The organism is Bradyrhizobium sp. URHC0002 (assembly GCF_054059515.1).
The window spans coordinates 497,211-510,398 of sequence record NZ_JBSSCF010000001.1 but is presented as its reverse complement, the minus strand read 5'-3'; the positions used below and the strand labels follow the sequence as shown (position 1 = coordinate 510,398).

Genomic DNA, 13,188 nt, shown 5'->3' with positions numbered 1-13,188 from the left:
AAGGCACTAAGTAAAAACGACGTCCAACGCAGGTTCACTAAAATACGCACCACACGACTCTTGGGTTTGAAGTTTCCTGAAAAGTTTCTTGTCAAGTTTCTTGGAATTCCGGCGAGCCGCATCGAGGGCGCAAAAATTGCCCTGACGACGCGGCTGCACCGGTAGCATTTTGATCATTCGAGCTCGAGCGGCTGATAGCGGCCGCTCTCATCGAGCGCCGTGCCCCACACCTTGTTCGAGGCCTGGTGCTCGGAGCGGCCGAAGCTCAGTTGGGTCCCGAGACCGAGGTCGAGATTGCGCATCGTCTCCAACGTGTCGATCAGCTTCTCGGTATCGAGCTGCGGGCCGGTCCGCTTAATGCCCGAGATCAGGACGTTGGCGGCGACATAGCCCTCGAACGAAACGTAGTCGGCGGCTTCGCCTGGGAAGTATTTGGCGAGCGCGTTCTTGTATTCGAGCACGGCGGATGAATAGCCCGACACCGCCGGCACCACCTGCGTCACGATCACGCCGTTGGTGTAGCGCGGTCCCAACAGCTTCAGTTCTTCGGCAAGCGCGGTGGAGCCGACGAACGAAACGTTGGAGTAGATCATCCCGGGATAGAGGTCGCGCGTCTTCTCGATGAACCTTGCCGCGGCCCGGTAGGTCGCGACCATGACAATTGCCTTGATCGGCGGCTTCGCGAGCTTCAACTGATTGACCGCGTCGTCCACGTCGACGGTGTTTCGCGCATAGTTGAGCCGAAGGATCGTGCCGTCGTTCACGCCCATGGAGCGGAACGCCTTCGCGACCCCTGCAAATCCTGAATCGCCGTACGAGTCCTGCTGCGCAAAGACCGCGATCTGGCGCGGCTGCAGCCGGCGTATCTTGACGAGGTAACGAACGACCGCGTCGGTTTCCTGAACATAGCTGGCGCGATAGTTGAAGACGTAACGATCCGGCGGGTCGTTGCGCAGGATGTTGGATCCGGTGAAGGCCCCGAAGAACAGCATCCTGCGTTCGAGTGCATAGGGGATCGCCACTGCCGAGGTCGGCGTGCCGACATTGCCGATGACGCCGAACACCTGGTCCTTTTCATACAGCTGTTTCATGGCGTCGAGCGTGCGCCCAGGCTCGTAGCCGTCGTCGGCGGCGAACAGTTTGAGCATCCGTCCGTCCACGCCGCCGGCATCGTTGATCCGGTTGAAGGCGGTTTCGATTCCGAGCTTCATCTGGCGTCCCAGCTCGCGGGCCGAGCCGGAGAAGGGGGCTGCGATGCCGAAGCGGATTTCCTTTTCGCCCATGCCGCGCGGCTGCGGCCCGGTCGGGACCGGGGCGGTCGGCGCGGTTGCCGCATTCGCTGCGGTCGCAGCGGCAGCAGGCGACGGGCCGATGACGCTAGAGAGGCTCGGTCCGGAGATCGAGCGTTCGAGATCGGCAAGCTGACGGTCGGCCCGGATGCAATCCATCCTGCCCGAGGTCACGGCGGTGCGTCCTTCGGTCACGGTGCGATCGAACACCTGCGTGAGATCGGAACGCTCGGCCTCGTTCGACGAGGCCTCGCGGATCACCTGTGAAAATTTGTCGACAATGGACTGGATGCGGGGACGCGCAATGTCGCGGCAGGCCTGCGCCGAGCCGATCACGGGGCCGACCCGGCTGGCAAGGTCGCGCACGATCGTGATGTCGCCGGCGGCTTGTGCGCTGCCGGCGATGCTGAAGAGCAAGGCCCCGACCAGCAAAAGGACGCGGTGCGAGGTCATGGCAGGCTCCTTGAGCGCCGTAAGTCGGTTCTCGGGCATAGTCAGCCCTCCGTCTGGATTATGGGTTGGTACGTTGTGGCGTGGCCGGATCCGGCTTCTCGCGCCACTGCATGAACTGTTTAAGCAATTCGCTGTCCTGCTCGGACGCCGCCGGAGCGCTCGGCGGCGTGGAGGCGAGAAGGGCCTGGAACTCGTTGATCGCCGGCTTTGAGGAAGCCTCTCCGGACGCAGACAGCGCGTTCTTGATCGACTGTGTCACGTTGGTGAGCGTCGACGGCTCACTATCGCTCTGCCGCGAGCCGGGCACGGCGACGACGAAGAACAGCGCCACGAGGGCCGCGACGCCGATGGCGGCGGCGAAGCGCGCCGCGATCGTCCACAATGCCTTCTTCGACTCCAGGTCGGGTTCCTGCATGAGCTCGGGATCGAGGGGATGGCGCAGCGCATCGGATACCGCGCTCTCGAGCTGGGAGTCGAACGTCACCGCAGAAAACGGCGTCTCGAGGCTTGCGCCGCGCGTAGCCGACCGCTCACGCAGCGAGCGCGGCGCGTAGTACAGCGGATCACGGGGATTGAGATGATCCTGCTCACTCACACTACTCATACCCTTACTCCTCATGACGCTTGGCGGATTAGCACTTGACGGATTAGCACTTGGCGGTTGACCCGGCTGATTGGTTGGCGGCGAAACGGCTGTGGACGTATTGGACAGAAGTTCCAGCTCCTGGAGCAGGTGCGCGGACGAATCCACGTCGGCTCCCCAGGCGCCGCTAGGTGTGGTTGGAACATTTGAATCAACATGTGGGGCGTCGTCTCTGCGTCCGACACCATCCATCTGCGAGATCACGTCTCGCGGCCACACCTTCCGCACGGCTTCCACGCCCTAGCCCCCTGCCGGCAAATGTCCGTCTGCCCGACGGAATGAGCCGCCAGACCCATGGAGTCCGCCAGCACACATAAGTTTGTTGGAGCCGCGCGAGGACTAATTTAGGTCGGAAACGTGACAAAAGTAAGTTGAGCTCCTGTTAACTACAACTCACGAGACCCCTGTTTGCAAAGGCTTTGGCGCGAATTGCCCACGATCGGCAGCAAGAATCGGCCACAAATGCGCCGGATTCACAGCCGTTTACGCCGTTTTCTGCCCGCAGCGCGGGTTGTCGCATTAATTACTCGTTAACCAAGTTGGCCGATTGTTAACCATTCACTAAGAAAGGCGAGTCGAAACATCATGGACGTCCGAGCGGATCCCACGCGACAACTGGTCCGGCTGCGCGGTCGGTCCTACGTCGCGTTCGTATTCAGCCCCGTCGTGCCGATCGTGGAATGGCTCGCCGAGATCGACGCTACGCTGGCGCGCTCGCCGGGCTATTTCGTCGGCAAGCCGATCGTGCTCGATCTCTCAGCCGTCGACCTCTCCGGCTCCGCCATCGCTCATCTCCTCGGCAGCCTCAATGAGCGCAGCATTCGCGTTCTCGGCATCGAGGGCGTGGAGGAAGAGCGCCTTGCGGCAAACATGCCGCCTTTGCTGACCGGCGGTCGCGCCTGCGTGATCACGCGAAACGAGCCGGCGCAGAAGCCCGAGCCCGAAGCCAAGCCGAAGCCGACGTCGCTATTGCTCGAATGCCCGGTCCGTTCGGGTCAGTCGATCGTCTTCATGGAAGGCGACGTCACGGTGCTCGGCTCGGTTGGCTCCGGCGCGGAGATTGTCGCCGGCGGATCGATCCACATCTACGGAACGCTGCGCGGCCGCGCGATGGCGGGCGTCAACGGCAACTCCAATGCGCGGATCTATTGCCAGAGGATCGAGGCGGAGCTGCTCGCCATCGACGGCTACTACCAGACTGCAGAAGAAATCGACGACACGCTCCGCAACCGCCCGGCGCAAGCCTGGCTGCAGGGCGACACCATGAAAATTACCCCGCTGAATTAACCGGCTAAGGAGATCACGTATGGCCAAGGTCCTGGTCGTTACCTCAGGCAAGGGAGGCGTTGGAAAGACCACCTCTACGGCTGCGCTCGGCGCGGCGCTTGCCCAGAAGGGGCAAACCGTCGCGGTGGTTGATTTCGACGTCGGCTTGCGCAACCTCGATCTCGTGATGGGCGCCGAACGCCGCGTGGTGTTCGACCTCATCAACGTGGTGCAGGGCGTCGCCAAGCTGCCGCAGGCCTTGATCCGCGACAAGCGCCTCGAAAATCTCTGGCTGCTCCCGGCCTCCCAGACCCGCGACAAGGATGCGCTGACCGACGAGGGCGTCGGCCGCGTCATCGCCGAGCTCAAGAGCCGGTTCGACTGGATCCTGTGCGACAGCCCGGCCGGCATCGAGCGCGGCGCCACCCTCGCCATGCGCTATGCCGATGAAGCCGTCATCGTCACCAATCCCGAGGTTTCCTCGGTGCGAGATTCCGACCGCATCATCGGCATGCTCGATTCGAAGACGGTGAGGGCGGAGCGCGGCGAGCGGGTGGAGAAACACGTGCTGATCACCCGCTATGATCCGGCGCGCGCGGCGCGCGGCGAGATGCTCAATATCGACGACATCCTGGAAATCCTCGCGACACCTTTGCTCGGCATCATCCCCGAGAGCCAGGATGTCCTGAAGGCGTCCAACGTCGGCACGCCGGTGACGCTCAACAATGCCGAGAGCGCGCCCGCGCGTGCCTATATCGATGCCTCGCGCCGCCTGATGGGCGAGGAAGTCGCGATGGTCGTGCCGGCCGAGCGCAAGGGCTTCATGGATCGGCTACTGGGTCGGAGGGCTGCATGAGCATGAGGCTGCTGCGGCTGTTCAGCGGCCGCGAAGCGACGGCCCCGGTTGCGCGGGAGCGGCTGCAGATTCTGCTGGCGCACGAGCGCGGGCTGCTCGGCCAGTCCGACCTGCTCGTCACGCTGCGGGAGGAGATTCTCGCGGTGGTGTCGAAACACATACAGCTCGATCCCGACAAGGTGATGGTCAAGCTGGATCGCGGCAAGACGGTGTCGACGCTCGAGGTCGACATCGAGGTGCCCAATAATTTCGACAAGAAGGCTCTCGGCGAGAGACGCATGGCCGGCTGACGTAAGGACGACCTTCTCCCGAAGCGAAAGAGGCCGCCAACTGAGGCGGCCTTACTCTTTGTCCTCGGTCCAGGTTCGTTTCCCACACTGACATTCGAAGCGGCGGATGGTCAGGCCACGCGATAAGTCCATCATCTTATAGAGCTGCCGCGGCTGAGCGCCGCATTTGCACAGGCGCTTTGGCGCTAGCGTGGGCCCTGGAGGTTCAACGCGGCTCATCACTCACTCCGGTGAACGAGCTAAAGTTACAAAGTGAACAATTGTTCCTTTTTCGCTCATCTGATTTGCAAAGGAGGATGGAACAAAAATCAAGTTAGGACGGCGCTGAATCGTCTCTCTGATGCGGCGCATCGTTTGGCCGAAACTATCCTTCCGGAAAAAGTTCCATTTTGAAGGAACCGCCTCAACCCGTGAGGCATTGTCAATGGTTTGGGAGGGTACGTTGGTCGAGTCCATTGCGGGTAACGCAAAAACCGGAATTTGGGGCCTGGACGACATCCTGGCCGGCGGGTTCACACGGGAGCACTTGTTTCTGATCGAGGGGACGCCCGGAACGGGTAAAACCACGATCGCGCTCCAGTTCCTGATGGAGGGGGCGCGGGCAGGCGAGAAATGTCTCTACATCACGCTATCCGAAACCGAGCAGGAGCTACGGCTTGGCGCGGCCTCTCACGGCTGGACGCTTGATGAGAGGATTGAGGTGTTCGAGTTGTTGCCGCCGGAAAGCCTGCTCGATGCCGAGCAGCAGCAGAGCCTGCTGTATTCCTCCGACCTCGAACTGGGCGAGACCACCAAACAGATTTTCGCGGCCGTCGATCGCGCGAAGCCGCACCGGGTGGTGCTGGACAGCCTTTCCGAGATCCGGCTGCTGGCGCAAAGCTCGCTGCGCTACCGTCGGCAGATTTTGGCGATCAAACACTATTTCACAAAATTCGGCGCCACGGTGCTTCTGCTCGACGACATGTCCTCCGACCTTGCCGACAAAACCATCCACAGTGTGGCGCACGGCGTGCTGCAGCTGGAGGAACTTGCGCCGGCGTATGGCGCAGAGCGGCGTCGCGCGCGCATCGTCAAATATCGTGGCGTGAAATTTCGCGGCGGCTACCATGACGTCACCATCACCACCGGCGGGCTGAACGTGTTTCCGCGGCTGGTGGCCTCGGAGCATCGAACGAGTTACGCCAGACAGACGCTATCGAGCGGTATCGCCGGACTGGACCAACTCCTTGGCGGTGGCATCGAGACTGGATCGAGCACACTGATCCTGGGGCCGGCGGGGACCGGCAAATCTCTCCTCGCCATCAGTTTTCTCATTGCCGCGGTCGCGCGGGGCGAGAAGGCGGCCTTCTTCGTTTTCGATGAAGAGTTGGGCCTCCTGTTTGACCGCATGAAAGGTCTTGGCGTCGACCTCGAAGCCATGCAGCGCAGCGGCGATCTCCTTATTGAGCAGGTCGATGCCGCGGAGCTGTCGCCCGGCGAATTCGCCCATCGCGTCCGCAAGGGGGTTGACGAAAACAGCGTCAAGACCGTGCTGATCGACAGCCTCAATGGCTATCAGGCCGCGATGCCCGAGGAGAATTCGTTGATCCTGCACGTGCATGAATTACTGCAATATCTCAATCGCCAGGGGGCGGCGACTTTCATGACGGTCGCGCAGCACGGATTGATCGGGGACATGAAAGCGCCGGTCGACGTAACGTATCTTGCGGACACGGTGATCCTGCTGCGCTATTTCGAGGCGATCGGTAGCGTGTGCCGCGCGATGTCGATCATCAAGAAACGTACCGGCGCGCACGAAGCCACGATCCGCGAATATCGCATCGACAACCGCGGCCTTACTGTCGGCGAGCCCCTCACTGAATTCCATGGCGTGTTGCGCGGAATTCCGAACTATGTCGGCGAGAGCAGGACCCTGATAGAGGAGCCAGGCTCGTGAGGGCCGGTCCATCATCCGAGCGGGCCGTCATCCTCGCGCCGCAAGGCCGCGACGCATCTGTTGCCGCTGCCTTGATCCGAGAGGCCGGCTACCACGCGGAAATCTGCGGCGATCTCGCCGCGCTGGTGAGTGAGATCGAGGGTGGCTCCGGTCTTGCCGTGCTCGCCGACGAAGCAATCAAGACCGCAGATTTGCGTGACCTCGTGAACTGGCTCGACGGTCAACCGCCGTGGTCGGATTTTCCGATCGTGCTGCTGACGCGTCAGGGCGGCGGTCCGGAGCGCAACCCGGACGCGGCGAGGCTCGGGCGGGCGCTCGGCAATGTCACTTTCCTCGAACGGCCGTTTCATCCGACCACGCTGGTGAGCATCGTCGGCTCGGCGATCCGCGGCAGGCGGCGTCAGTATGAAACCAGGGCCATCCTGGCCAATCTAACGGCGAGCGAAAATCTGCTGCAGTCGGCGCTGAACGCCGGTCACCTCGGTACGCTCGAATTGCATCTGCCGGACTACGAACTCGAGCCTTCCGACACCTTCGCCGGCTATTTCGGGCGGAAGCCGGGCGAAACGTTTGCCTACAAGGATTTGCTGGCGGCGGTTCATCCCGAGGACAGGACGCGACGCCTCGCGGTGCTCGATCATGCCATTGCGACGGGCGGCGATTACAGCATCGAATACCGTAATCTCTGGCCCGACGGCTCGCAGCACTGGGTCGACGTGCGCGCCCGCGCGGTGCGCAGGCCGGACGGCAGCATCCGCTCGCTTGTCGGCGTTTGCTCCGACATCACCGCCCGCAAGACGGCCGAAATCGAGCGGGAGAATTTGCTCGCCCAACTGGCGGCCGAACGCACCGCGCTGGCCGAATTGACCGCGACCCTCGAACAGCGCGTCGAGCAGCGAACGGCCGATTTGATCAAGGCTGTGACCGCTCGCGAGAAGGCGCAGGAGCAACTGCGCCAGGCCCAGAAGATGGAGACCATCGGCCAGCTTACCGGCGGTATCGCGCACGATTTCAACAATCTGCTGATGGCCGTGATGGGCAATCTCGATCTGCTGCGCAAGCGCCTGCCGAACGATCCGCGCCTGCAGCGGCTGGTCGAAGGCGCCATCCAGGGTGCCGAACGCGGAGCTTCGCTGACCCAGCGGTTACTGGCCTTCGCGCCGCCAGCAGGACTTGCGTGCGGTGTCGGTCGATCTGCGCGCGCTGATCGAAGGCATGGTCGATCTGCTCGAACGCTCGCTCGGGCCTCGTGTGGAGCTGCGGCTCGATATTCCCCACGGCCTGCCGCCGGCGCGGATCGACGCCAACCAGCTCGAGCTTGCGATCCTCAATCTCGCCATCAACTCGCGCGACGCGATGCCCGACGGCGGCAGGATCGACATCGGCGTGGTGGAGTATCAGGCGAAGCGCGATCCGGCGTTGGCTCCGGGCAAATACCTCAGGCTGTCGGTGGCGGATACCGGGAGCGGAATGTCACCGGAAACACTGAAACGGGCGATCGAACCGTTCTTTTCGACAAAGCAGGTCGGGAAAGGTACCGGACTGGGATTGTCCATGGTGCATGGACTTGCGGTGCAGCTTGGCGGCACGCTGCAACTGACGAGCGCCGTCGGAAAAGGAACCTGTGCGACGCTGGTGCTGCCGGTCGCGACCGTCGCGCCGGAAGCGGAAAGTCCGGCGCCCGTGGCGGAAAAGATCAAGCGCAAGGCGGTTATCCTGTTCGTCGACGACGACCCGCTGATCGCGATGTCGACCGTGGAAATGCTGGAAGACCTCGGCCACCGGGTGATCGGCGCCAATTCCGGCCAGCATGCGCTGGACATCCTCAAGAGCGAACAACCGCTCGACCTGATGGTGACGGATCACATGATGCCCGGGATGACCGGACTAGAACTGGCCGCGGCGTCGCGCGAGGTGCGCCCGTCGCTGCCGGTCCTGCTGGCGACCGGCTATGCCGAATTGCCGGAAGGGACGCAGCTCGACCTGCCGCGTCTGGCAAAGCCCTATCATCAGGACCAGTTGCGCGATCAGCTCGATCAATTGCTGGCGTGAGACGCTGCAGCATGATCCGGAAAAGTGGGCACCGGTTTTCCGAAAAGATCATGCTCAAATCAAGCATGATCCGGAAAAGTGGGCACCGGTTTTTCCCTCACGACAAACGCGGAACGCGTTTGCGCGGAGATCATGCTCAAATCAAAGAGCTCTGGAGTGTGATGACGATTCGAAGAAACGTCATCACGCTCTAGCTATCCCACCATCCGGTCGCGGCCGGTCCAGAAGCCAGCCTTCAGTACCTTCTTGTCGACCTTGCCGACGCCGGTCATTGGAAGCTCGGTGACGAACTTGATGTGTTTTGGCGCGTGCGCCGAGCCTTTCTTCGCCTTCACCAGGTTGATCAGTTCATCCGCATTCGGCTTCGCGCCTTCGCGGGCGACGACCACGGCGGTGACGGCCTCGCCCCATTTCTCGTCGGGCACGCCGACCACGGCGACCATCGCGACGTCGGCATGCTGCGACAACACATCTTCGACTTCGCGTGGAAAAATGTTGAAGCCGCCGGAGACGATCATGTCCTTCTTGCGGTCGAGGATGAACATGTAGCCGCGCTCGTCGGCGCGTGCGACGTCGCCGGTGTGCAGCCAGCCGTTCTTCAGCGTCTCCGCCGTGGTGTCCGGTCGCTTCCAATATTCGGCCATCACATGGCCGGCGCGCACGCAGATTTCACCGGCCTCGCCGGTTGCGACTTCCTGGTCGTCATTGTCCAGAACCTTGACCTGGCACGCGGCGATCGGGAATCCGCAGGAAAGGAACAATTCCGGCGTTCTGGGATCGTGGTCGGCCTTGCGCAGCACCGACACCGGATAGCATTCGGTCTGGCCGTAAAGCTGCGAGAACACCGGCCCGATCCGCTCGATGCCCTCGATCAGCCGGCTCGGCGACATCGCAGACGCGCCATACAGCAGCAGTTCGAGCGAGGAGAGGTCGGTCTTGTCGAGCGCGGGATGATCCAGCATCACGTAGATCATGGTCGGTACGAACAAGGTGAGATTGATTTTCTCGCGCTCGATGGTCTTGAACACGGCTTCGGGATCAAAGCCCTTCAGCATGTGCACAGTGCCGCCGCGCATCAATGTCGGCAGCACTTTCGTTCCCGCGACATGGCTGATCGGTGCCACCGTCAGGTAACGCGGCGTGTCGGGAATTTCGAAGTCGGCGAGGATCGCATTGGCAAAGCCGCCATATTCGCGGTGGTGGCGCAGTGCGCCCTTGGATTTGCCCGTCGTGCCGCCGGTGTAGTTGAGCGTGGCGATATCGTCGGGGCCGGCAAAGTTGCACGCCGTGGCGCTGCCAGCCGTCTCGATTGCCTGCAGCAGATCGGCGCCGTAATCAGCTGGACCGAGCGTAAAAACGGTTTTCAAACCCGTGGTACGCGCAGCGAGTTCGCCGCCACGATCGCGGAACGTCGCGCCGTCGACCACCAGCATCTCCGCTTCGGAATCTTCCAGTTGAAACAGTTGATCGTCCAGCGAACCCAAAGGATGCAGCCAGGTGATCGCAAACCGCGACAATTGCGCGGCGCCGCTGGCGCACCAGGCGTCGGCGCGGTTGGCGGAGAGAAAGGCGACGCGGGTGCCGGGCGCAAAGCCCAGTTGCATGAAGACGCTTTGGATGCGGCCGATCATGTCGGTCGCGCCGCGATAGGTGATCGATCCGCCCGGCCAGCTGAACGCCGTCCGCTCGGGGTAGCGCGCCAGTGCCCGCAAGGTCTGCTCGCACGCCACCGGAAACGCGTAAAGCGGATTGCTCATCTTTGTTTCTCCCGCCTGTTTTGTAATTGGCCTTCGCTCGTGCCAATGTTGTGGACACTATAGCGTTTTCGAGCGAAGTGGATACCGGTTCGCGTGAAGAGAGCGCTTCAAAGCGCAACAAGAAGTCGGCTCAAGCCGGGAAGAAGCACTTTGCCAACAATCGATCCCCTCGCGCGCGTTCGCGACCGTCTCAGCCTGCCGCTGATCGCGGCACCGATGTTTCTCGTCTCGGGCGCAGACCTTGTGGTAGCCGCGTGCCGCAACGGCGTGATCGGCGCTTTCCCGACGGTGAACTGTCGCAGCCCCGAGCAACTGGACGAGTGGCTGACGGATATCGATACCAGGTTGAAGGCGCATTCGGATGCAAGCGGCAAACCGGCAGCGCCGGTCTGCGCTAACCTGATCGTGCATCGCTCCAATGTGCGGCTGGAGCAGGATCTGGCCGTGCTGCTGCGCCACCGGCCCGAAATGGTGATCACCTCGGTCGGCTCGCCGGCTCCGGTGATCGGGCCGTTGCATGATGCCGGCGCGCTGGTGTTTGCCGATGTCGCCTCGATCCGCCATGCCGAGCGTGCCGTCGCCACCGGCGCCGACGGCTTGGTGCTGCTGACGGCCGGTGCGGGCGGCCAGACCGGTTGGCTCAACCCGTTCGTGTTCGTGCGCGCCGTGCGCGCGTTCTTCGATGGACCCTTGGTGCTGGCGGGCGGCATCACGGACGGCCACGCCCTTCGCGCCGCCGAGGCGCTCGGCTGCGATCTCGCCTATATGGGCACAAAATTCATCGCCACGCGCGAGAGCATGGCGGATGTCAAATATAAAGAGATGCTGGTTGCCAGCACGGCCGACGATGTCCTGCTGACGACAGCGTTCACGGGCCTGCAGACCAACATGCTGCGCCGGTCGATCGAGGCGGCTGGACTCGATCCGGATAATCTGCCGGAGCGTGGCGCGATCGATATCGGCAAGGACATCGATATCGGCGCCCGCGAGAGCGATCCCAAGCGCTGGAAGGATATCTGGAGCGCAGGTCATTCCGTCTCGGGCGTGACGGAGGTGGTGTCCGTCGACGAGATGGTCGCGCGCACATCAGCGGAATATCGGGCGGCCGACCAGCGCTGGCGATAGGTTTTTTAGCGGACGATCCGGCCGAGGATGCGCGCGGCCTGATCGATCTCCTTGTCATTCCATGCCGCGAAGCCGAGAAACAGGCCTCGCTCTTCGGTCCTGTGGTACAGCATTCTCGTTAGCGCCCGGCTGACGACACCCGCCTCGAGCAGCCGCGCCGATAGTTGCTGGTCATTGGTTCGGGGGCGGCACCTTGCCAGCAACTGCATGCCTCCGGCCGGAGTTTCCACCGCGAGTCGGTTGCCGGCCTCGCTGGCAAGGGCCTGCAGCATGCGATCACGCCGCCCTTTGTAGAGACGCGTCATCCTTCTGATATGACCGAGATAGGCGCCCGCACTGATGAGTTCGGCCAGCGCATCCTGAATCGTGATCGAGGTCAGTATTCCCATCTGCCGTTGTGCGAGTTCAAAGACGTCGATCAGCGCTTCCGGCACGACGACGTAGCCGATGCGAATGTCCGCGTAGGTCGCTTTCGAGAAGGTGCCGAGATAGAATACGCGCGGTGACCGTGCGAGCCCCTGTAGCGCGGCCACCGGGCGGGCCTCATAATGGAATTCGCCATCATAGTCGTCTTCGATGATGCAAGCGCCCGCGGCTTCGGCAAAGCGAAGAAGTTCGAGGCGGCGGCCGATCGGCATCAGCCGCCCGGTCGGATACTGGTGCGACGGGGTGACGAAGATCAGCCGGGGCGTTTCCTTGTGCGAGGAAATGGCCATGCCTTGTGAGTCGAGCGGGATGGCGGAGACGGTGGCGCCGGCGGCCTGAAATGCGACGTTGGCGCCGCCATAGCCCGGGCTTTCGACCCAGGCGCGATCACCCGGATCGAGCAGCGCATTGGCGACCAGAGCCAGGCCGGCTTGCGCCGTGGGCACGAACAGGATCTGGTTGGCCACGGCCTTGATCCCGCGATGAACCACGAGATGCCTGAGCAAGGCTTCCTGCAGCGGCGGATGGTTGATCGGGCGATCGCGGCGTAACGGCGCGTTCCGCGCCGCGCGCCTCAGGCAGCGGCTCCACTCATCGTGCGGAAACTCGCGCTCATCGGCTAGCCCCGGCTGAAACGGCCGAGGCCGCTCCTTGTGAATCGGCGGCCAGACCGATCGGTGGAGGCTGCTCGCCCAGGCCGACATGCTTATCCGCGCGCCTCCGCTGCGGCTGCTTCGCGATGACAGCTTGTGGCGATCGAGCGACAGGCCTTCGGCCACCACCGGACGGCGTCCGGCGGAAAGGGTGACATAGCCCTCCGCGGCCAATTGCTCGATCGCAAACGCGACGGTGTTCCGCGACAGGCCGAGCGATTGCGCAAGCTCTCGGCTCGACGGCAGGCGCTGGCCGGGCGCGAGGTGTCCCCTGGTGATGAGGTCGCGCAACTGGTCGGTGAGCTGGCGCGTCAGCGTTGCGCCGTCGTCGCGCGACAGATGCAGCATTCCGGGCAGCAGGTCGTCCATAACTGGCCTTATCAATTCGTCTGAACTGGTTCTTTCATTAGAGCCAGTTGAAAGGCTAGGCAATGCAGATCGG

11 protein-coding genes and 1 pseudogene are annotated in these 13,188 nt (G+C 62.8%); 7 read left to right on the top strand and 5 right to left on the bottom strand.

The window, feature by feature from the left end; genetic code table 11:
- Nucleotides 1–173 precede the first annotated feature (173 nt).
- Complete coding sequence (locus ACVWVY_RS02560) at nt 174–1,781, bottom strand: ABC transporter substrate-binding protein (RefSeq protein ID WP_456624900.1); 1,608 nt, start codon at nt 1,779–1,781, stop codon at nt 174–176.
- A 19-nt stretch (nt 1,782–1,800) separates the two neighbouring features.
- On the bottom strand, nt 1,801–2,337 hold the full coding sequence (locus ACVWVY_RS02555; protein ID WP_456624899.1) for a hypothetical protein: 537 nt from the start codon (nt 2,335–2,337) through the stop codon (nt 1,801–1,803).
- Between the two features lie 633 nt (nt 2,338–2,970).
- On the opposite strand from ACVWVY_RS02555, the gene minC reads away from it, so the two are divergent.
- The 4 genes from minC to ACVWVY_RS02535 all read left to right on the top strand — a co-directional run bounded on the left by minC (nt 2,971) and on the right by ACVWVY_RS02535 (nt 6,733).
- Nucleotides 2,971–3,672 (top strand): septum site-determining protein MinC, encoded by a 702-nt coding sequence (gene minC / locus ACVWVY_RS02550; protein WP_456624898.1) that lies wholly within the window; start codon nt 2,971–2,973, stop codon nt 3,670–3,672.
- A gap of 19 nt (nt 3,673–3,691) precedes the next feature.
- A complete protein-coding gene (gene minD / locus ACVWVY_RS02545) occupies nt 3,692–4,507 on the top strand; it encodes a septum site-determining protein MinD (protein WP_456624897.1) in 816 nt (271 codons plus the stop codon).
- The gene (gene minE, locus ACVWVY_RS02540) at nt 4,504–4,797 is read left to right on the top strand and encodes a cell division topological specificity factor MinE (RefSeq protein WP_456624896.1); all 294 of its coding nucleotides are present in this window, start codon (nt 4,504–4,506) and stop codon (nt 4,795–4,797) included. Before minD ends, minE begins: the two co-directional genes overlap by 4 nt.
- A 424-nt stretch (nt 4,798–5,221) precedes the next feature.
- Complete coding sequence (locus ACVWVY_RS02535) at nt 5,222–6,733, top strand: ATPase domain-containing protein (protein ID WP_456624895.1); 1,512 nt, start codon at nt 5,222–5,224, stop codon at nt 6,731–6,733.
- 11 nt (nt 6,734–6,744) lie between these two features.
- Here ACVWVY_RS02535 and ACVWVY_RS02530 read toward each other — a convergent pair whose 3' ends face one another.
- On the bottom strand, nt 6,745–7,083 hold the full coding sequence (locus tag ACVWVY_RS02530) for a hypothetical protein (RefSeq protein WP_456624894.1): 339 nt from the start codon (nt 7,081–7,083) through the stop codon (nt 6,745–6,747).
- Here ACVWVY_RS02530 and ACVWVY_RS02525 point away from each other — a divergent pair.
- Nucleotides 6,982–7,833 (top strand): annotated as a pseudogene (locus ACVWVY_RS02525) (PAS domain-containing protein); the annotation flags it as partial. The gene ACVWVY_RS02530 and the pseudogene ACVWVY_RS02525 sit on opposite strands and share 102 nt — an antisense overlap.
- Nucleotides 7,834–7,915: 82 nt before the next feature.
- Nucleotides 7,916–8,785, top strand: coding sequence for an ATP-binding protein (locus tag ACVWVY_RS02520; RefSeq protein ID WP_456624893.1), 870 nt, complete (start codon nt 7,916–7,918; stop codon nt 8,783–8,785).
- 194 nt (nt 8,786–8,979) lie between these two features.
- On the opposite strand, the gene ACVWVY_RS02515 is transcribed toward ACVWVY_RS02520, so the two are convergent.
- Nucleotides 8,980–10,542: an AMP-binding protein gene (locus tag ACVWVY_RS02515; RefSeq protein WP_456624892.1), complete on the bottom strand. Its 1,563-nt coding sequence runs from the start codon at nt 10,540–10,542 to the stop codon at nt 8,980–8,982.
- Between the two features lie 150 nt (nt 10,543–10,692).
- On the opposite strand from ACVWVY_RS02515, the gene ACVWVY_RS02510 reads away from it, so the two are divergent.
- On the top strand, nt 10,693–11,667 hold the full coding sequence (locus ACVWVY_RS02510) for an NAD(P)H-dependent flavin oxidoreductase (protein WP_456624891.1): 975 nt from the start codon (nt 10,693–10,695) through the stop codon (nt 11,665–11,667).
- A gap of 5 nt (nt 11,668–11,672) precedes the next feature.
- Here ACVWVY_RS02510 and pdxR read toward each other — a convergent pair whose 3' ends face one another.
- Nucleotides 11,673–13,115, bottom strand: coding sequence for a MocR-like pyridoxine biosynthesis transcription factor PdxR (gene pdxR, locus ACVWVY_RS02505; RefSeq protein ID WP_456624890.1), 1,443 nt, complete (start codon nt 13,113–13,115; stop codon nt 11,673–11,675).
- Nucleotides 13,116–13,188 lie beyond the last annotated feature (73 nt).

What these genes read in the sequence shown, in the direction of transcription:
- ACVWVY_RS02530 (WP_456624894.1), bottom strand. Translation starts at nt 7,083, where the DNA reads ATGAAACGGCCGTTCGAGGAAAGTGACATTGCCGAGCGCCCGCCCGAG.
- pdxR (WP_456624890.1), bottom strand. Translation starts at nt 13,115, where the DNA reads ATGGACGACCTGCTGCCCGGAATGCTGCATCTGTCGCGCGACGACGGC.
- ACVWVY_RS02515 (WP_456624892.1), bottom strand. Translation starts at nt 10,542, where the DNA reads ATGAGCAATCCGCTTTACGCGTTTCCGGTGGCGTGCGAGCAGACCTTG.
- ACVWVY_RS02560 (WP_456624900.1), bottom strand. Translation starts at nt 1,781, where the DNA reads ATGCCCGAGAACCGACTTACGGCGCTCAAGGAGCCTGCCATGACCTCG.
- minE (WP_456624896.1), top strand. Translation starts at nt 4,504, where the DNA reads ATGAGCATGAGGCTGCTGCGGCTGTTCAGCGGCCGCGAAGCGACGGCC.
- ACVWVY_RS02535 (WP_456624895.1), top strand. Translation starts at nt 5,222, where the DNA reads ATGGTTTGGGAGGGTACGTTGGTCGAGTCCATTGCGGGTAACGCAAAA.
- minC (WP_456624898.1), top strand. Translation starts at nt 2,971, where the DNA reads ATGGACGTCCGAGCGGATCCCACGCGACAACTGGTCCGGCTGCGCGGT.
- minD (WP_456624897.1), top strand. Translation starts at nt 3,692, where the DNA reads ATGGCCAAGGTCCTGGTCGTTACCTCAGGCAAGGGAGGCGTTGGAAAG.